Origin of the sequence: Castellaniella sp., assembly GCF_041677825.1 — a bacterium.
In the GTDB taxonomy this organism is placed as follows: domain Bacteria; phylum Pseudomonadota; class Gammaproteobacteria; order Burkholderiales; family Burkholderiaceae_B; genus Castellaniella.
The window spans coordinates 101,890-120,651 of record NZ_JBAYPG010000003.1 but is presented as its reverse complement, the minus strand read 5'-3'; the positions used below and the strand labels follow the sequence as shown (position 1 = coordinate 120,651).

At 65.0% G+C, this 18,762-nt stretch carries 14 protein-coding genes; 11 read left to right on the top strand and 3 right to left on the bottom strand.

The genetic code is table 11. The features are described from left to right. Positions 1 to 18: 18 nt before the first annotated feature. The 3 genes from gdhA to trxA form a co-directional block, all read right to left on the bottom strand. On the bottom strand, positions 19 to 1,359 hold the full coding sequence (gdhA, locus tag WCY17_RS02475; protein WP_372700582.1) for an NADP-specific glutamate dehydrogenase: 1,341 nt from the start codon (positions 1,357 to 1,359) through the stop codon (positions 19 to 21). Between the two features lie 13 nt (positions 1,360 to 1,372). Then, positions 1,373 to 2,629: a transcription termination factor Rho gene (rho, locus tag WCY17_RS02470; RefSeq protein ID WP_372700581.1), complete on the bottom strand. Its 1,257-nt coding sequence runs from the start codon at positions 2,627 to 2,629 to the stop codon at positions 1,373 to 1,375. A 104-nt stretch (positions 2,630 to 2,733) separates the two neighbouring features. Beyond that, positions 2,734 to 3,060: a thioredoxin TrxA gene (gene trxA / locus WCY17_RS02465; RefSeq protein ID WP_372700580.1), complete on the bottom strand. Its 327-nt coding sequence runs from the start codon at positions 3,058 to 3,060 to the stop codon at positions 2,734 to 2,736. Between the two features lie 126 nt (positions 3,061 to 3,186). On the opposite strand from trxA, the gene WCY17_RS02460 reads away from it, so the two are divergent. The 11 genes from WCY17_RS02460 (at position 3,187) to WCY17_RS02410 (ending at position 18,728) form a co-directional block, all read left to right on the top strand. Continuing rightward, the gene (locus WCY17_RS02460) at positions 3,187 to 5,163 is read left to right on the top strand and encodes a DNA topoisomerase IV subunit B (RefSeq protein WP_372700579.1); all 1,977 of its coding nucleotides are present in this window, start codon (positions 3,187 to 3,189) and stop codon (positions 5,161 to 5,163) included. Positions 5,164 to 5,188: 25 nt separating this feature from the next. Then, positions 5,189 to 7,498: a DNA topoisomerase IV subunit A gene (gene parC, locus WCY17_RS02455; RefSeq protein ID WP_372700578.1), complete on the top strand. Its 2,310-nt coding sequence runs from the start codon at positions 5,189 to 5,191 to the stop codon at positions 7,496 to 7,498. A gap of 33 nt (positions 7,499 to 7,531) precedes the next feature. Continuing rightward, entirely contained in the window at positions 7,532 to 8,578 is a 1,047-nt protein-coding gene (locus WCY17_RS02450; protein ID WP_372700577.1) for a CDP-6-deoxy-delta-3,4-glucoseen reductase, read from the top strand. Then, positions 8,575 to 9,828 carry a D-amino acid dehydrogenase gene (locus tag WCY17_RS02445; RefSeq protein WP_372700576.1) on the top strand — a complete coding sequence of 418 codons (1,254 nt, stop codon included), beginning with the start codon at positions 8,575 to 8,577 and terminating at the stop codon, positions 9,826 to 9,828. The genes WCY17_RS02450 and WCY17_RS02445 overlap by 4 nt, the downstream gene beginning before the upstream one ends. Positions 9,829 to 9,833: 5 nt before the next feature. After that, positions 9,834 to 11,150, top strand: coding sequence for an extracellular solute-binding protein (locus WCY17_RS02440; protein ID WP_372700575.1), 1,317 nt, complete (start codon positions 9,834 to 9,836; stop codon positions 11,148 to 11,150). Between the two features lie 167 nt (positions 11,151 to 11,317). Further along, on the top strand, positions 11,318 to 12,406 hold the full coding sequence (locus tag WCY17_RS02435; RefSeq protein WP_372700574.1) for a TcpQ domain-containing protein: 1,089 nt from the start codon (positions 11,318 to 11,320) through the stop codon (positions 12,404 to 12,406). Between the two features lie 89 nt (positions 12,407 to 12,495). Continuing rightward, complete coding sequence (locus tag WCY17_RS02430) at positions 12,496 to 14,088, top strand: hypothetical protein (protein ID WP_372700573.1); 1,593 nt, start codon at positions 12,496 to 12,498, stop codon at positions 14,086 to 14,088. A 3-nt stretch (positions 14,089 to 14,091) separates the two neighbouring features. Continuing rightward, positions 14,092 to 15,360, top strand: a complete 1,269-nt coding sequence (locus WCY17_RS02425) for a hypothetical protein (RefSeq protein ID WP_372700572.1) — start codon at positions 14,092 to 14,094, stop codon at positions 15,358 to 15,360. Beyond that, on the top strand, positions 15,344 to 15,901 hold the full coding sequence (locus WCY17_RS02420) for a hypothetical protein (RefSeq protein ID WP_372700571.1): 558 nt from the start codon (positions 15,344 to 15,346) through the stop codon (positions 15,899 to 15,901). The genes WCY17_RS02425 and WCY17_RS02420 overlap by 17 nt, the downstream gene beginning before the upstream one ends. Then, positions 15,898 to 17,583: an ATPase, T2SS/T4P/T4SS family gene (locus WCY17_RS02415; protein ID WP_372700570.1), complete on the top strand. Its 1,686-nt coding sequence runs from the start codon at positions 15,898 to 15,900 to the stop codon at positions 17,581 to 17,583. Before WCY17_RS02420 ends, WCY17_RS02415 begins: the two co-directional genes overlap by 4 nt. Next, complete coding sequence (locus WCY17_RS02410; RefSeq protein WP_372700569.1) at positions 17,580 to 18,728, top strand: hypothetical protein; 1,149 nt, start codon at positions 17,580 to 17,582, stop codon at positions 18,726 to 18,728. The genes WCY17_RS02415 and WCY17_RS02410 overlap by 4 nt, the downstream gene beginning before the upstream one ends. Positions 18,729 to 18,762 lie beyond the last annotated feature (34 nt).

Genomic DNA, 18,762 nt, shown 5'->3' with positions numbered 1-18,762 from the left:
GCGCATCAGGCGGATTCATCAGTACACCCCCTGCGCCAGCATGGCATCGGCCACCTTCACGAAGCCGGCGATGTTGGCACCATTCAGGTAATTCACCTTGCGACCCTGCGCACCATAGTGCACGCAGTTTTCGTGGATGTCGCGCATGATGGCATGCAGGCGGCTGTCGACCTGATCGCGAGTCCAGTGCAGCCGCTGGGCATTCTGGCTCATCTCCAGGCCTGAAACCGCTACGCCGCCCGCGTTGCTGGCCTTGCCCGGCGCGTAGAGTACGCCGGCCTGGATGAACGCCTCTGCTGCATCATAGCTGGTGGGCATGTTGGCGCCTTCTGCCACGCAGCGCACACCATTGCCTATCAAGGTACGGGCATCATCGAGCGTGAGTTCGTTCTGGGTGGCGCACGGCAGGGCCACATCGACCGGCACGTGCCATGGACAGCGGTCGGCCTCGTACTGCAGCCCGAAGTGCTCGGCGTACTCTTCGATACGGCCGCGCCGTTCGTTCTTGAGTTCGATCAGCCAGGCGAGTTTTTCAGGTGTGAAGCCGGCCGGATCGATCACACAGCCCTGCGAATCCGATGCGGAAATGACCCGGGCACCCAGCTGCATGCATTTTTCGATGGCATACTGGGCTACGTTGCCCGACCCGGATACCGCGACCTTGTAGCCTTCCAGCGATTGCCCGGCATGGTGCAGCATTTCTTCGGCAAAATAGACCGTGCCATAGCCGGTGGCTTCGGGGCGGATGAGGCTGCCGCCGAACGCCGTACCCTTGCCGGTGAATACGCTGCCAGACTGGTTGGACAGCTTTTTCATCATGCCGGCCATGTAACCGACCTCGCGGCTGCCCACGCCGATGTCGCCGGCCGGGACATCGGTATCGGGCCCCAGGTGGCGGTAGAGCTCGATCATCAGGGCCTGGCAGAAACGCATGACTTCGGCATCGGATTTGCCCTTGGGGTCGAAATCCGAGCCGCCCTTGCCGCTGCCCATGGGCAAGGTGGTGAGTGCGTTCTTGAACGTCTGCTCGAAGGCCAGGAACTTCAGGATGGAGAGGTTCACCGAGGGGTGAAACCGCATGCCGCCCTTGTAGGGCCCGATGGCCGAGCTGTGCTGGATGCGGTAGCCCCGGTTGACGCGGATCTGCCCGCTGTCATCGAGCCAGCAGATGCGGAACTGGATGATGCGCTCGGGTTCGATCAGGCGTTCGAGCAGTGCCTGATCGGCATAATGGGGGTGCGACTGCATATAGGGCCACAGGCAGTGCATGACTTCAGTGACGGCCTGCAGGTATTCAGGTTGATTCGGATCTCGGGCCTCGACTCGGGACAGGAAATCATTGACGGAAGAGGGGTTCATCAAGGGATCTCGCTTATTTTTTCATCATGTCGAAGAATTCGGCGTTGTTCTTGGTGGCCCGGATTTTGTCCAGGATGAATTCCATGGCTTCGACATCATCCATATCGTGTATGAATTTGCGCAACACCCAGATCTTCGGCAGAAGATCCGGGGCGATCAGGAGTTCTTCGCGACGTGTGCCGGATTTGTTCAGGTTGATGGCCGGATAAATGCGCTTTTCTGCCAGGCGGCGCTCGAGATGCACTTCGGAGTTGCCCGTGCCCTTGAATTCTTCGTAAATGACTTCATCCATGCGGCTGCCCGTTTCGATGAGAGCCGTACCGATGATGGTCAGCGAGCCGCCCTCTTCGAGGTTGCGCGCTGCGCCAAAGAAGCGTTTGGGGCGTTGCAGGGCATTGGCATCGACGCCGCCCGTGAGCACCTTGCCCGATGCCGGGACAACGGTGTTGTAGGCGCGGGCCAGACGAGTGATCGAGTCGAGCAGTATGACCACGTCTTTCTTGAGCTCGACCAGGCGCTTGGCCTTTTCGATCACCATTTCAGCGACCTGCACGTGTCGTGTGGCCGGTTCATCAAAGGTGGACGCGACGACTTCGCCGCGCACCGTGCGTTGCATTTCGGTGACTTCTTCCGGGCGTTCGTCGACCAGCAGCACGATCATCACGGCATCGGGATAATTGGCGGTGATGGCGTGTGCAATGTGCTGCATCATCACGGTCTTGCCGGACTTGGGGCTGGCGACGATCAGGGCGCGCTGGCCCTTGCCGATGGGCGCGAAGATGTCCATGATGCGCCCGGTGATGTTTTCCTTGCTCTTGATGTCGCGCTCGAGCACCATGGGGACATCGGGGTGCAGCGGTGTGAGGTTCTCGAACATGATCCGGTGCTTGATGGCTTCCGGCAGCATGCCATTGACCTTGTCGACCTTCACCAGCGCGAAATAGCGTTCGCCGTCCTTGGGCACGCGCACCTCGCCTTCGATCGAATCGCCTGTGTGCAGGTTGAAGCGCCGGATCTGCGAGGGCGAGATGTAGATGTCGTCGGTACTGGCCAGATATGAGGTCTCGGGCGAGCGCAGAAAGCCGAAGCCGTCTGGCAGGACTTCAAGTACGCCGTCGCCGAAGATCTGTTCGCCTTGCTTGGCGCGCCGCTTCATGATGGCGAACATCAGTTCCTGTTTGCGCAGGCGGTTGGCGTTTTCGATCTCCAGACCGGCGGCCATTTCGAGCAACTGCGAGACATGCAGTGCTTTGAGTTCATTCAGGTGCATGGGTGGGAAACGGAGGAGGGGACAGAAGGACCGTCTGGACAACCGCAGGCCCCGGGCAGGGCCTGCGTGCACAGGATCGAAGGATATGGATCGGGATGGTGTGTTTACAGTGCTTCGTCGAGGAAAGCCTGCAGCTGGTTGCGCGACAGGGCGCCCACCTTGGTGGCCACGACCTGGCCTGCCTTGAAGAGCATCAGGGTGGGAATGCCCCGGACGCCGTACTCTGCTGCACTGGCGGGATTGTCGTCGACATTGAGCTTGGCAATGGTGAGGCGGCCCTGATGCTTGCTGGCGGCTTCTTCGAGCAGCGGCGCAATCATTTTACAGGGGCCGCACCATTCGGCCCAGAAGTCGACCAGCACCGGACGTTCGGATTGGAGCACGTCGGCCTGGAAGGACGCATCACTGACATGCTGGATGGAGTCGCTCATTGTATTTGGAACCTGGGATAAACGATGACGAGGCGATTGTGCAGGCAGCCCGTGCGTGGCATGCCGTAGCCTGTTGCCATCAAGCATAACATTATCTTCGTAAAATGGTGCTTTTTTCTGGCCTGGATGACGGACGCAACATTGACTACAGCACGATACGACGAATCTTCGATTCAGGTTCTGAAGGGGCTCGAGCCGGTGCGCCAGCGCCCCGGGATGTACACGCGGACCAACAATCCGCTGCATATGCTGCAAGAGGTGATCGACAATGCGGCCGACGAAGCCCTGGCGGGTCATGCGCGGCAGATCGACGTGACCTGTCACGCCGACGGCAGCGTCTCGGTACAGGACGATGGCCGGGGGATCCCGGTGGGCCCGCACCCGCAGGAGCGGGTGCCGGTCATCGAGCTTGTCTTCACCCGGCTGCACGCCGGCGGCAAGTTCAGCAAGGACGGTGCGGCAGCCTATGCGTTTTCAGGAGGCTTGCACGGGGTCGGGGTGTCGGTCACCAACGCGCTCGCGACGCGTCTCGAGGTCACGGTCTGGCGCGATGGTGCCGAATGGCATATGGTGTTTGCCGATGGTGCTGTGGTGCAGGCCCTGAAAAAAGGGGCTTCGGTGCCCAGAAAGCGCACCGGGACACGGGTGCGGGTCTGGCCCGATGCCCGGTTCTTCGACCAGGGCAAAGTGCCGCTGGGTGAACTCGAACACGTGTTGCGCAGCAAGGCGGTCCTGCTGGACGGTTGTCGCGTCAGCCTGGCGTGCGAAAAGACCGGGCAGCAGCGCGAATGGCACTACGCGGGCGGGCTGCCCGCCTATCTGGCCGAAGAACTGGCGGGTTCGACGCTGCTGGTGCCCCTGTTCGAGGGCGCGCATTTCGTGGGTGCCGATGATGAGCACCATGCGCTCGGCGAGGGTGCCCATTGGGCGGTGGCCTGGTCGGAAGAGGGGCCCGTCGTGCGCGAGTCGTATGTCAATCTGATCGCCACACCCGCGGGCGGGACCCATGAATCGGGTCTGCGCGAAGGGTTGTTCAGTGCCGTCAGGTCGTTTGCCGAAATGCACGGTCTGGTGCCCAAGGGCTTGCGCCTGCTGCCCGAGGATGTATTCGCGCGGGCCAGCTTCGTGCTCTCGGCCAAGGTGCTCGATCCGCAGTTCCAGGGGCAGATCAAGGAGCGCCTGAACAGCCGTGATGCCGTGCGCCTGGTGGGTGGAATCCTGCGCAATGCGCTCGAATTGTGGCTGCATGCCCATGTCGAGCACGGCCGCAAGATTGCCGAGCTGGCGATCGGCCAGGCGCGCACACGGGTACGGGCCACGCGCAAGGTTGAAAAACGCAAGGGTTCGGGTGTCGCGGTCCTGCCGGGCAAGCTGACCGACTGCGAGTCATCGGATGCATCGCGTACCGAAATCTTCCTGGTCGAGGGCGATTCGGCGGGGGGCTCGGCGAAGATGGGGCGCGACAAGGAATTCCAGGCCATCCTGCCCTTGCGCGGCAAGATCCTGAATGCCTGGGAAGTCGAGCGCGACCGGCTGTTTGCGAATCACGAGATTCACGACATTTCCGTGGCGATCGGGGTGGATCCCCATGGCCCGATGGATCAGGCCGATCTGTCCGGCCTGCGCTACAGGCGCATCTGCATCCTGTCGGATGCCGATGTCGATGGCGCGCATATCCAGGTGCTGCTGCTCACGCTGTTCCTGCGGCATTTTCCGCAGTTGATCAAGACCGGGCACGTGTATGTGGCGCGCCCGCCCCTGTATCGCGTCGACGTGCCAGCCGCCGGGAAACGCCCGGCGCGCAAGCTGTATTGCCTGGACCAGGCCGAGCTCGATGTGCTGCAGGAAAAACTGCGTGGCGAGGGGCTGCGCGAGGGGGGCTGGCGCATCAGCCGGTTCAAGGGCCTGGGCGAGATGAATGCCGAGCAACTGTGGGATACGACCCTCAATCCCGATACACGGCGTCTCGTGCAAGTGCGGCATGGCCCCGATGGCCGCGAGGCCTCGGCGCGCATGTTCGATATGCTCATGGCGCGCGGTGAATCGGCCCGGCGGCGGTCCTGGCTGGAAGAGAAAGGCAATCTGGCCGATGTGGATGTCTGAAAGAGATGGTTGATCGGGACGCAGGATGATGGATCAGGACGCAGGAGTTGGCGGCATGGGCGATGAAGAAGGGCTGATGCTGGCGCATTTTGCCGAACAGGCCTATCTCGATTATGCCGTGTCGGTGGTGCGCGGCCGGGCGCTGCCCGATGTGACCGACGGCCAGAAGCCGGTGCAGCGGCGCATCATGTATGCCATGGATGCGATGGGGCTGGGCCCCCAGGCCCGGCCCGTCAAATCGGCGCGCGTCGTCGGTGACGTGTTGGGCAAGTATCACCCGCACGGGGATCAGGCGGCCTATGATGCCATGGTGCGCATGGCGCAGGATTTCGTCCTGCGCTATCCGCTGATCGACGGCCAGGGGAACTTTGGTTCGCGTGATGGCGACAACGCCGCAGCCATGCGCTATACAGAAGCCCGCCTGACGGCGTTCTCGCGCCTGCTGCTCGACGAACTGGACGAGGGCACGGTGGATTTCGTGCCCAACTACGATGGCAGCCAGCATGAACCCGTCTGCCTGCCGGCGCGTCTGCCCATCATGCTGCTCAATGGCGCCTCCGGGATCGCCGTGGGCATGGCCACCGAGATTCCGGCACACAATCTGCGCGAAGTGGCCAGGGCCTGCGTGGCGCTGCTGCGCGAGCCCGACCTTCCCGACGCCAAACTGCATGCCCTGATCCCGGGGCCCGACTTCCCGGGCGGTGGGCAACTCATTTCCACTGCCGATGACATTGCACAGGTCTATGCCAGTGGGCGTGGCACCCTGCGCGTACGAGCGCGCTGGCACTTCGAGGAGCTCGCCCGGGGCCAGTGGCAACTGGTGGTCACCGAACTGCCACCGGGCACATCGAGCCAGAAGGTCCTCGAGGCCATCGAGGAACTCACCAATCCCAGGCCCAGGGCCGGCAGGAAGACCTTGTCGGCAGAGCAGCAGCAGACCAGGACGCAGGTGCTCAGCCTGCTGGATGCCGTACGCGATGAATCGGGCAAGCAGGCGCCGGTGCGTCTGGTGTTCGAGCCCCGAACCGGGCGCATCGACCGCGACGAATTTGTCAGCGTGCTGCTGGTGCGCACCGGGCTGGAAGGCAATGTGCCCGTGAACCTGGTCTGCATCGATACCGATGGCCGCCCGGGGCAGCGTTCGCTGCGCCAGATCCTCCAGTCCTGGCTGGATTACAGGCTGGGTACGCTGACGCGCCGCACGCGCCATCGCCTCGACAAGGTTCTGGATCGCATCCACATTCTCGAGGGGCGCCTCATCGTCCACCTGAACGTGGACGAGGTGATCCGCACGATACGCGAAGCCGATGAGCCGCGCCCGGCACTGATGACGCGCTTCAACCTCAGTGAGCGACAGGCCGATGACATTCTCGACATGCGCCTGCGGCAGCTGGCGCGCCTGGAGAGTATCCGCATCGAGCAGGAACTCGACCAGAAACGGGCTGATCGGCAGCAATTGCAGGTCTTGCTCGATCACCCGGGCGCCATGCGCCGGCTCATGGCGCGCGAGATCGAGGCCGATGCGCGCCAGTATGGCGATGACCGGCGCACCCTCATCGAAGAAGCCCGGCGTGCCGTGCTCGACAGCCCGGTGGTCGATGAGGCCATTACCCTGGTGGTCTCGCGCAAGGGCTGGCTGCGTACCCGTCTTGGGCATGGCCTCGATCCAGGGCAGTTTGCGTTCAAGAGCGGCGATGATCTGTATGGTCTGCTGGAATGCCGCAGCACCCAGGATCTGGCTGCGCTGTCGGATACGGGGCGCAGCTTCGGGGTCGCCCTGTCACAGGTGCCGTCTGGCCGGGGTGACGGCCAGCCGATCACGGCCATGGTCGAGCTCGCAGCCGGCAGCCGCATCGTCCATGTGCTGGCGGGTGATCCGGCGCAGCGCCTGCTCTTGGGGGTGGATTCGGGCTATGGCTTCACGGCCCGCCTGGGTGACCTGCTCACGCGCCAGCATGCCGGCAAACAGTTCATCACGGTGGCTGCGGGCGAAACCCTGCTCAGGCCACTGGAGCTGCACGAAGGGGATCACGCCGTGGCCCTGCTCAGTGGCAAGGGCCGCTTGCTGGTGGTAGCGCTGGCCGAACTCAAGTCGTTGCCGGCAGGCGGGCGGGGTACCATCCTCATGGGCCTGGATCCCGGTGACACCATTGCCCAATGGGCTCCAGTCAATGATCGCGGCCTGGTGCTGCGTGGCGTCTACCGCGCGCGTCAGACCGAGCTGGTCCTGACGCCGGCCGAACTGGCGGCCTACGCCGGGCGCCGGGCACGCAAGGGCAAGTGGCTCGACGTGAAAATCAAGCTGCCCAGCCTGTGGTCTGCGCGCGAAGACTAAAATGGTCCAGGTATTGAACCACAGAGGCGGGACATGAGTTTCAAGGTCACGGTACAGCCGTCGGGCAAGGTCTTTGCGGTGGAATCCGGGCATACCGTACTGGATGCCGCGCTGGCCGAGGGCATTCTGCTGCCGTACAGCTGCCGCAATGGCACGTGCTCCACGTGCCAGGGCAGGGTGCTCACCGGTGAATACGATGCCGGGCCCGCGCCGGGGCGCATCCTGGATGCGGCCGAGCTCGCGGCTGGGCATACGCTGCTGTGCCAGGCCAGGCCGTGCTCCGATATGGTCATCGAGGTCGAGGAAGTGCGCCTGGCGCAGGATATCCAGGTGGCCCGCATGCCGGTGCGGGTCCTGGCGCTGGAACCCCTGGCGCCCGATGTGCTCGAGGTCACCCTGCAATTGCCGTCCGCCCAGGCGTTCCGCTTCCAGCCCGGGCAGTATCTCGATTTCCTGTTGCCCGACGATGCGCGGCGCAGCTATTCCATGGCGTGTCCAAGGCTGGATCGGCACACGCTGCGACTGCATGTCCGCCATTCGCCTGGTGGCGCCTTCACTGACCGCCTGTTCGGTCAGGCCGATCCGGTCATCAAACTGCGCGAAATCCTGCGCATCGAAGGGCCGCTGGGTTCGTTCTTCGTGCGCCCCGATATCGACCGGCCACTCGTGTTTCTGGCCAGCGGCACGGGTTTTGCGCCGATCCGTGCCATGATCGAGGCCCTCATCGAGGCCGGCGACCGTCGCTCTGCAGTCCTGTACTGGGGGGGACGCCGGCCGGCAGACCTGTATCAGCTGGATGTCGCGCGCGGCTGGGAGACGCAATGGCCGGGCTTTCATGTGGTGCCGGTTGTATCGAATGCGGCAGAGGGGGACGCCTGGTCGGGGCGCACCGGCTGGGTTCACGCGGCGCTCATGGAGGATTGCCCGGATCTCTCCGGCCATCAGGTCTATGCCTGCGGCTCGCCACTCATGGTCGAGGCCGCCCGGCGCGACCTGGTGCAGCACTGCGGTCTGCCCGCTGAATTCTTCTTTGCCGATGCCTTCGTGACCGAAGCAGACCGGGCCCGGGTGACAGCATGAAGGTCGTCGTGCTCGGGGCCGGCATCATGGGCGTGAGCAGCGCCTGGTGGCTGGCCCAGGCGGGCCACGAAGTCACCGTCATCGAACGTCAGCCGGCCGCTGCGCTCGAAACCAGCCGTGCCAATGGCGGCCAGATTTCCGTCTGCTACGCCGAGCCCTGGGCCAGCCCGCATACCTGGTACCAGCTGTGGCACTACCTTGGCCACCGGGACGCACCCTTGCGCATTGCCTTGCAGCCCAGCCTGCAGCAATGGCTATGGTGTGCCCGGTTCGTGCGCGAATCGCAGCCCCGGCGCTTTGCCGTGAATCTGCGGGCCATGGTGGGTCTGGCGCAGTACAGCCGCCGGCAACTGGGTGAACTGCGGCGCGCGCTGCAGATCGATTACGATCACCTCGAGCGGGGCATCCTCGCCTTCTACCAGGACGAACGCGAATTCGAGTACGCCCGCAAGGCGGCGGTCGCCATGCAGGCACTGGGCGTGAACCGGAAGGTGCTCGATGCCGCACAGGTCCTGCAGATCGAGCCCGCGCTTGCCGCGGCAGATCAGCCCATCATCGGGGGTGACTACACGGCCGAAGACGAATCGGGTGATGTGCATCGCTTCACACAGGCCCTGGCCGGGCATGCCGAGGCGGCGGGGGTGCGTTTCCTGTTCAATCGCCAGGTCAACCGGCTTCTGGCGGTGGGGGGCCGCGTTGCCGTGGCCGAACTGATCCAGCCGGACGGCTGGTTCGAATCGGTGCAGGCGGATGCCTGGGTCGTGGCCCTGGGCAGTCATTCGCCTGCGCTGGTGCGGCCGCTGGGTATCGCATGTCCGGTCTGGCCCGTGAAAGGATACTCGGCCACCTTCGCGCTGCGACAGCCGGACGCCACGCCGCAGGTCAGCCTGATCGATCAGGCCTCGAAACTGGTGTTCTCGCGCCTGGGGCAACAGTTGCGTGTGGCGGGCACGGCCGAACTGGGTGGTTTTTCACGCGCGCTGGATACATCACGTTGCAATCGTCTCGTCGAACGGGTGCGCCGGCTGTTCCCAAGCGGGCCTGATTTTGCTAATGTTCGATTCTGGTCCGGCTTGCGGCCGACCACGCCCTCCAATGTTCCGCTGATTGGCCCCACCCGTATCCGCAATCTGTACCTGAACACCGGGCACGGCAGCCTGGGCTGGACCATGGGCGTCGGGTCAGGCAAGGTCCTGGCCGATCTGGTGTCGGGCCGCAGGCCCGAAATCGATTTTCCTTTCCTGGGTTGATCCACATGAAATTCATTCCTGGTGCCGTGCCGGCTCAATGTGCTCGGGGTCTGGCAGGCGCTCTGCTGGCTTGTGCGCTTGTCACCTCGGCACATGCCGCAGTCAAGGTCCCCGTATGGCATGCGCTGCAGGGCCACAATGCCGAAGTCCTGCAGGATCTGGTGCGTGGCTGGAATCGCAGCCAGTCCGACGTCGATGTCACATTGCGTCAGTTCGATACGCCCGAGGCGCTGGACCAGTCGCTCGATCGGGCCGCCAGTGCCGGGACGCTGCCGGCCCTGGCACAGATCGGCAACACACATACGCTCGATCACGTTGCGCGCCGCCCCTATGTGCTGCCGTTTCACCTGCTGCAGGGCCAGGCGGCCCTCAAGGGCACCGACTGGTTCCTGTCCAGCGACAATGCCTTTGTACACGATGCCAAGGGCCGCTTGATGGCCTTCCCGTACATGCTTGAAATTCCCGTCATGTACTACAACCAGAACGCCTTCAGAACGGCCGGGCTCAGCCCGGCTGAACCGGCCCGCGTCTGGATGGAGCTGCAGGGGCAATTGGTGTCGCTGGCCAACAAGGGCTCCCGGACCTGCCCACTGACGTCCAATCTGCCGGTCTCCATCAACCTGGAAAATCTCGCTGCGGTCAACAACCAGTTCTACGCCGGGGCCGACAATGGCCTCACGGCCAAGGGCCTGCCCAGCTTTTCCTTCAATTCGACCTACGTCCGGCACCTGTCGCTCATGATCAGCTGGGTGCGTTCCGAGATCATGACCCGCCCCGATGCGGGCCTGCGTGCCGTCGACCGCTTTGCCGCAGGCGAATGCGCAGTGCTCATGTCCGATTCGGGGCATATCGGCTCATTCGATGCACAGCGCAAGCTGCATTTTGCCGTGTCCGGCCTGCCGTATTATCCCGAAGTCACCCGCAAGCCCGGCAATCCATTTGTCAACGGGTCGGCTCTTTGGGTCATGAAATCCGACAAGCCGGTCACCGACGCCACCGTGGCCTTCCTGGGCTGGCTGTCGAAGCCCGAACAGGCGGCCCGCTGGTATCAGCAAACGGGTTATCTGCCGCTTACCAAGGCCGCGTTCAACCAGACGCCCGACAGCTATTATCAGCATCTGGGCGCCTGGCGGGATCTGGTGGCGCCCTACGCCCAGAAGTCCGCAGTGACGGCGCAGGGCTTTCGTATCAACAACTACCCGGCGATCCGGTCGCGTTTTCAGCAGATCATCGATACGGCGCTCGATGGCCAGGAGCCGGCCGTCACGGCGCTCAGCAGTGCTGCAGCCGAGGGCAATCGCCTGGTGCGCCAGGCCGAGTAGTCCGGCAGCCGGCAGTCGATACCGGCTGCGCCAGTGTCCGCCCCATCCCCGGCATGCATGATGTGCCGGGGATGGGGCGGAGCCTTTTGTCCTTGCGTATTTGCCAGTCTGGATTGCGCGTCCGGAGTGGATGATCATGCCTCCCAGAACGACAGAAGGGGGCGTGCATGTTCAGGATCTGGGTGGTGGGCTGTTGCATGGGCGGGCTGGTGGCGTGCACCGGCCCGGGCCACCAGGCGTGGTGGCATGAGCAGTCCGGGGCGCCGGGGCCGCTGGCCGATTACCGTTTCGACTGGGAACTCTCCGGTGATCCTGATCTGGCGCCTCTGCAGGTGTTCGATGACGGCCGTCACACCTGGTTGCAATATCCCGCTGGCGCGCCGGTACCGGCCCTGTTCGAGCGCCGGCCAGAGGGCGATCGCCTGTTGCATCCGCAACGTGAAACCGATTATCTGCGTATCCGGGGCGTGCCGTCGTTTCTGGTGATTCGCGGGGGGCAGCGCCTGGCGTATGTCCGGCGTGGTGGCACGCCTTCGTCGGCCGAATCCGTCGGGTCAACTCCGGCAGGCACGCCCTCCGGGGCCGTCGCCGCAGGGTTTGCCACAGCTCAGATCGGGCCCGATATCACCCGGCCAGAATCTGGCGCGGTGCGCCAGCCTGCCATCACCCCACTGGCAGCCGCATCCCCCCAGGGGCTGGCAGAGGCCGCCTCCACAAATTCTGCGGCCACCCCGGTGCGGTCTGCTGCTCTTGCCAGTGAGCCCGTCGCCGCGGCGCAGCCAGCCGTTCTTGCCGCAGCATCTGTCGTCGCCCCGGTACAGCTTGCGGCTCTTGCCCCGGAGCCCGTCGTCGTCCCGGTGCGGCCTGCGGCCATTGCTGCAGCATCTGGGGCTGACGCCGTACAGGGTCATGCCACTGCAGCCGCCGGCACACCCTCAGCAGAAGTGCTGCCGGGCCCGGTTGCGCGCTTTGGGGTCACGCCGGTCGATGGCACCTTGCGCAAAACCCTGTCTGGCTGGGCGCGCGAGTCCGGCTGGGTGTTCGAGCCCGAGCACTGGGCGGTTGATGTCGATATCCCCGTGGCCGGTTCCGCCACGTTTCCGGGCCCATTCAAAGACGCCGTGCGCAGTCTGCTCGCAGCCACCGAACTGGGTGACCGCCCGGTCCAGCCCTGTTTCTACGCCAACCAGGTGTTGCGTGTGATTTCTCTGGCACAACGCTGCGACCGCACCCGCACACCAGGAGACAACGCATGAACGGCGCCATCTCGCGTATGGGCACTTGGGTCCGCCGGGTCATGGGCTGGTCTGCATGGCGTTCCCATGCCTGCCGGCCCAGGCCTGCCATGCGCTGGCCGCTCGTGTGCTGCCTGTGCCTGCTGCCCGGGCTGGCGGCCTGCAGCCTGCCCGAACGGCTGCGTCAGGCCGGGCGAGCCTTCGAGCAGGCCGACGGGAAAGTGGCGCAGGGGCACGCCGGATTCGTGCCCCGCCAGGCAGATCCGGATCTGCGGATGGCCACCCAGGATATAGACAAACCCTGGATCGCCGGCCCGGCGCAGCCTCTGGCTCGCGAACTGACATTGCCGGCCGTGCTGCGCGGGCGTGTACAGACCACCCTGCTGTTTGCCGATGGCCCGGACGATCTGCGCCAGATTGCCCGGCGCATTACCGCAGTCACGGGGATTCCGGTGCATGTGCGCCCCGATGCGCTGCTGCCCGTCGCCCATTTCCTGCCGCGCATGGCCAATGACCCCGCAGGGGGGTCAATCGGGCTGGTGGATGACGCAGGCTCCGCCGCACTGGCCGACGGCCCGGCGGCACTGCCCCTGATCCTCGATCGGCTGGCGGCGCATCATGGGGTGCACTGGCGCTATGAAGGGGGCCGCATCGAGTTCTATCGCACCGAGACGCGGGTGTTCAATGTGCGCGCGCTGACCCTCGATGCCCGGGCCCAGGCATCCTTGGGGCTGGGGCGTGGGCATGCCGAGGGCGGCTTTGTCAGCGCATCGAACACGCAGCTCAGCAGCGGCGATCTTGACATCATGAAAACCCTGCGTGCCCGCCTCGAAGCCTTTCTGTCCAGGGCGGGGATCCTGGTGGTCGAGCCGGGCGCAGCGGCCAACATCGTCGTCACCGATACGCCCGACGTGCTCGAGCGCATCAGTCGCTATCTCGAGCACGAAAACCGTGCCCTGACACGCCGTGTCCGGCTGGTGTTCGAAGAACTCACCATTGCGCTCAACGAACAGGCCCAGGCCAGCCTGGACTGGAATCTGGTTTTTTCCGGGGCCCATCTGGCGGGCCACCTGGCTGTGCCCGGCCTGGCAAGCAGCCCGGCAGGGCAGCTTGGGATACAGGCCGTACAGGGCACCCTGACCGGCAGCGAAGCCGTGATCCGGGCGCTGGGCGAAACCGTGACCCTGGTGCGGCGCAGCAGTGTACCCATGCTCACCCTGAATCGGCGCCCGGTCACCCATGCCGTACGCACCACGTTCTCGTATATCGACCGTATCGAGACCACGCCCGTCACGGGCGCCAGCGGCCTTGCCGTGCCGGCGATCTCGGTCAATCAAAAAGAAGAAACCGTGGGGTCGTTGCTCACGCTGGTGCCCGATGCCCAGGACAACGGCCAGATCCTGCTGTCACTGGCCTACGACAACACGGTTGCGCAGCCCCTGAAGACGGTCACCTTCGGCGACAAGGACAACCCGTTGCAGCTTCAGCAACTCACCATCGAAGGCAACGGCACAGTCCAGCAACTGGCCTTGCAACCTGGGCAGCCACTGGTGGTATCGGGCTTCGATCGTCAGCAGTCGGAGACTTCCGAAAGGCGGCTGGGTCCAGGTCTTCCGGTGCTGTTCGGCGGCGGGGACCAGCTGCAGGCCCAACGGCTGGCCACCGTGTTGATCATCACGGCACAAATCGAAGAGGGGCTTTGAACCATGCGCGCCGCCCGCGTCCTGCTGGTCGATCAGAAAAAGCTCCTGTGCGGGCTCGATTGGGTTCCGGTCCTGGCCGAATCTGCATTCAGTCGCGCCCAGGCGCGCCGTCTCGGGGCCACCCTGGTGGTGTGGTCCGGCGAGCCGCCTGCGGCGCTGGGTCTGGCGCGCGGTGTACCTGGGCGGGGCCGTTGCTGGTCGCTTGCCGATTTGTGGGCCCGCCTGTACCCAGAGGGCTCCAGGGCCTGCATACTGGCCCTCGATACGCAGACCTGGCACGTGCTGGCTGCGCACCAGGGGGTGGCATTGGTGCGCGGGGACCGCAGCTATCCCAGTCTCGAACTGGCGCTCGCTTCGATGCAGGCCATGCGTCTGGCATGCCCCGGCCTCGAGATGCTTCCTGCACCGGATCCAGCGGGCGTTCAAGCGCTTCTGCACACGTTGGCCAGCCAGGCTACGCCCGATCTGGCTATGCAGCCGGTGCGCTCATCGCCCGTGCGGCGGTATGGCGTACCGTTCGGCCTGGCGCTGGGCGCAGCGGCATGGCTGCATACCCAGGCCGCCCAGAATACGGCGATTTCCCACGCGACGCCGCCTGCGGTGCTCTGGCAAGAGGCGCTCGATCAGGCTCTGCACGGTCGTTTCATCCATGGCGCCGCCGGTACCCGGGCATTGCTGCAGACGCTGTATCGGCAGCCGGTGCGCCTGGCCGGCTGGGACCTGCTCGAAGTGCATTGTCAGCCACACATGGGTGGTGCGTCCTGGTCCTGCCAGGCAGATTACCGACGCCAGGCTCAGGGCGCCGACAATCGTGGTCTGCTCGAGCATGCGCCCGGTACCTGGGCCCTCGAATTTTCCAGTCTCGACCGCGCGCGGGCGATATGGTCCGTCTCCGTGCCCGCCCGGCAGGTTACGCCGGCCGCTCTGCCCCGGGCCCACTGGGTCACGCGCGACTGGTCCAGCGCTTTGCAGGCCAGTCTGCCGGCGTTTCACCGTCTGCATCTCGAACCCGCGCACACTTTGTCCGTCGCAGCGCCACAGGATGCCGAGGGTCAGCCGCTTGCCGAACCATCCTCCGGGTTGCCGGCCATTTCAATGCGCGGGCTGCAGGTCGAGGGCCCCTTGCGGTCCGGGTTCCTGTTGACATCGATGGTGGAATCGGTGTCCTGGCACAAGCTGTCCCTGGTGGTGACAACCGGGGTACGGCCCGATCTGCGTACCAGCCGCCTGACCTTGCGGCTTGAAGGGGTGATCTATGAAAATGGCTCGTGAATACCTGCTGGGCAGCCTTTTGGCGTTGTGCTGCTCGCCGCTGCCCGCCCACGCCCAGACGGCTGGCCATGCCGCTCGCGTTGCGTCTTCGGTTGCGAATGTTGGGCAGCAGGTCGATGAGGCAGGCTCGAATGACTCGACACCCTCCGGTGTGCCGCCAGCCGATGCGGGTGCGGGGCAGGCCATACGGTCCTGGGAGATGCAGTCCGTGCACGAACTGATGCAGGACGATCTGCGCGAGGCCATGGACCGTCCACGTCCGGGCTCCGGTGTCGCCGCTGCATCGGGTGCCAGCCCCGGTGCCATCGATGAACCGCGGCTGGTTGCGCTGTATGGGGTGGGTTCGGCCTTGCTGGCTGAAGTCCACGTCGATCGGCGTGCCTATCTGTATGTTCGCGGGCAGGCGTGGCCTGCGGGTCATTTTGGCGATTCCGGGGTGTTTCGGCTGCGGGACATGAATGGCGCCTGTGTGCAACTCGAGCGCGGCACGGATCGGCATTCGCTGTGTCTCAGGATGCTTCTGGGTTGGGGGCAGCCATGAAAGCCTGGCCTGCCCTTGCCCTGTTCCTTTCGGAAAACCAGCGGCCATTCGATCCGGCGCGCGCGGGTACGGTGGCTCATGCTGCCGATCTCGCCGCATTGCGTCCGGCCATCCGGCGGTTGCTGCATCGCGAACATGGTGTCGAGCAACTGGCCGAGCGCCTCTGTCCGGTCGAGCGCGATGACGATACAGTGACCATTCTGGCGCATCCCGATCACGTAGGCAGTGATCAGGCCGATGCGCTCGAGCGCAGTCTGGTCAGTCGCGGATGCCGTCTGTCCGAGCCCTCCCGTTTCATTCTTCCCGCTCCCCTGCTGCTTGCGCTGGCGCGCAAGGGCCTGCAGCGCATGGCCCCTGTGGCTGGCAGCGAGCGGACCCCTACGGCGTTGGCCGGCGTGTTCCAGGACCTGGTGGAATGGGGGGTGCGGCATCAGGCCACTGACCTGCATCTGAACATCCTCAAGGATGCCGAAGAATCCGAAGTGCGCTATACCGTGATGGGGCGTTACGTGGCACCCGAACCGTTTCGCCAGTTGCCTACGGCTTTGCTGCTCGACGTGTTGTCGGTGGCCTGGATGGATATCCAGGGCGGCAATGGGGCGGTCTTCGATCCATTGCGCGAGCAGCAGGGGATGCTGGTGCGTCAGGTCGATGGCTGCAGCTATGTGTTGCGCTGGGCTTCGCTGGCGGCCGAACGGGGCCCAAGCGTTTGCCTGCGCTTTTTGGCCCGCGATGCCGCCGACCAGGTGGTCAGCCTGGCTTCGCTGGGCTACAGGGCCGACCAGATTGCGTGCTTCGATCGGGTGATGCGATCCGAAGGGGGGGCTGTGATCCTGGCTGGGGCTGTGGGTTCAGGCAAGTCCACCACCCTGGCCACCCTGATCCGGCGCCTGCCCGAGGACCGCAAGATCATCACGCTCGAAGAGCCCGTCGAATACCGCATACGGGGCGCGGTACAGAACAGCCTGGGCCGCAATCTCGACCAGGACGCACGCGAACAGTACGCCGCCAAGCTGCGCACGCTGAAGCGCTCGGCCATGACCGACGTGCTGCTCGGTGAAATCCGCGACAAGGACAGTGCGCGTGCCTTCATGGATCTGGTGGGTTCGGGCGTCAATCTGTATACCACGGTACATGCGTCCTGCGCCCAGACCATCATTGACCGGCTGGCGTCCGACTTCATCGCCATTCCGCGCGACTTCCTGCTTGCGCCGGGCATGCTCAAGCTCATGGTGCACCAGGTTCTGTTGCCGCAGCTGTGCGCTGCCTGCGCGCGGCCCCTGAGCGTGCCCGAATTGGTGCGCCAGCAGCTTCGGGGGCCATCAGCTGCCTATTGGCAGCAGTGGCTGGGCTGGGTGCAGCGGCTGTGGGCCCTCGATATGGCGGGTATCCGCTTGCGCAATCCACAAGGCTGTGCAACCTGCCGGGCCGGGGCCCTGCCCGAACTCTACGGGTATTCAGGGCGTACCGTTGCGGCCGAATTCCTCGAGCCGGGCCTGGCGTCCGCCGACCCGGGCGATGGCGTCGCGCACGTACCGCACCGCGTCTGCAGCGCCATGGCCCATGCCATGCAGAAGGTGGCCCAGGGCGGTGTCGATCCGCGCGATGTGGAGCCGCGCTTCATGGCCTTCGAGACCATGATGCTGCGGCTGGGGCTGCCGTGCGCCACGGGGGCACCATGAGCTCGACCCGCGGGCATGGCCCGCGGTGGGCACGTGCAGGATCCAGTCTGCTGGCCGGTGGCCTCTCGGGCCTGGATGCCTGGCGATTCGCAGCGCGTCGGGCTGACTATTACGACTATCTCCAGGCGGTGCTGCGGGGTTCCCAGGGTCGCCTGACCATTCGCGAACTGTTCGATCGTGATGCCCAGCGCCACGGTGCGAACACCGTGCGCGGCCGCTTGTCGGTGCTCTGGGCGCGTCGCTGCGAGGCGGGTGGTGGCGATCTGCATGCCACCTGGCTGGGCTGCTTCCCGCGTGACGAACTGGCCCTGATCCGTACCGTACAGGCGCATGGCAATGCCCGTTTGCTGGCTGCGTTTGCCGCGCTTGCCAGGCATCTGGCCTTGCTGGGGCAGGCACGTGATCTGCTCTGGGAAACCCTGGCCGTGGCGGCCCTCGCGCTGCTGCTGCTGTCGGCCCTGTTGCCCGCCATGGCCTGGTGGACGGTGCCGTCCCTGCAACAGGCGTTCAGTGGTTTGCCGCCCGCCTACCTGGGTGACTGGAGCCGGGCACTGTTTGCTCTTGCGCAGACCTTGCGTCGTTGGGGTTTCCTGCTCTGCCCAGTGGCTTTTGCACTCCTGGTCGCTGCCTGGCACGCCATGCCGCGCACCCATGGCCCATGGCGGGTACGGCTCGACCGTCACGGGCCCTGGAAGCTCTATCGGCAGGTTCAGGCCATGCGTTTCCTGGCCCTGGTGGCCATCCTGCTCGTGCCCGAGTCCGGCCAATCCAGCCAGTTGCGCCCTGTCATCGTGGTTTTTCTCGAAGAGGCCAGTCCGTGGCTGGCCCGCCACCTGCGCGAGATGGTGTGGCGTATCGATCAGGGCCTGACCAGTGCAGCGGCATTCGATACCGGTCTGCTGGATCCCGATCTGTACTGGTATTTCGAAGACATGGTCGCTGCGCAGGGTCTGCAGCAGGGCCTGCAGGTGGTGCACGAGCGGATGGCGGGGCGCTGGCTGCAGCGCATGCGGGCCCAGGCCCAGATGCTGCGCTGGGCCATACTGCTGGCCGGCGTCGCTGTGGTCATGGGCCTGGGTCTGTGGCATTACGCCGTAATAGACGAGCTTCGGCGGGGCTGGATGATGTTTCACGCGGTCGCCTGAGCGGCTGATTCAAACCGACGCTGTACTGACGCCG

Coding starts and splice junctions, on each gene's coding strand:
- gdhA (WP_372700582.1), bottom strand. CDS start 1,359: ATGAACCCCTCTTCCGTCAATGATTTCCTGTCCCGAGTCGAGGCCCGA.
- rho (WP_372700581.1), bottom strand. CDS start 2,629: ATGCACCTGAATGAACTCAAAGCACTGCATGTCTCGCAGTTGCTCGAA.
- trxA (WP_372700580.1), bottom strand. CDS start 3,060: ATGAGCGACTCCATCCAGCATGTCAGTGATGCGTCCTTCCAGGCCGAC.
- WCY17_RS02460 (WP_372700579.1), top strand. CDS start 3,187: ATGACGGACGCAACATTGACTACAGCACGATACGACGAATCTTCGATT.
- parC (WP_372700578.1), top strand. CDS start 5,189: ATGATGGATCAGGACGCAGGAGTTGGCGGCATGGGCGATGAAGAAGGG.
- WCY17_RS02450 (WP_372700577.1), top strand. CDS start 7,532: ATGAGTTTCAAGGTCACGGTACAGCCGTCGGGCAAGGTCTTTGCGGTG.
- WCY17_RS02445 (WP_372700576.1), top strand. CDS start 8,575: ATGAAGGTCGTCGTGCTCGGGGCCGGCATCATGGGCGTGAGCAGCGCC.
- WCY17_RS02440 (WP_372700575.1), top strand. CDS start 9,834: ATGAAATTCATTCCTGGTGCCGTGCCGGCTCAATGTGCTCGGGGTCTG.
- WCY17_RS02435 (WP_372700574.1), top strand. CDS start 11,318: ATGTTCAGGATCTGGGTGGTGGGCTGTTGCATGGGCGGGCTGGTGGCG.
- WCY17_RS02430 (WP_372700573.1), top strand. CDS start 12,496: ATGCGCTGGCCGCTCGTGTGCTGCCTGTGCCTGCTGCCCGGGCTGGCG.
- WCY17_RS02425 (WP_372700572.1), top strand. CDS start 14,092: ATGCGCGCCGCCCGCGTCCTGCTGGTCGATCAGAAAAAGCTCCTGTGC.
- WCY17_RS02420 (WP_372700571.1), top strand. CDS start 15,344: ATGAAAATGGCTCGTGAATACCTGCTGGGCAGCCTTTTGGCGTTGTGC.
- WCY17_RS02415 (WP_372700570.1), top strand. CDS start 15,898: ATGAAAGCCTGGCCTGCCCTTGCCCTGTTCCTTTCGGAAAACCAGCGG.
- WCY17_RS02410 (WP_372700569.1), top strand. CDS start 17,580: ATGAGCTCGACCCGCGGGCATGGCCCGCGGTGGGCACGTGCAGGATCC.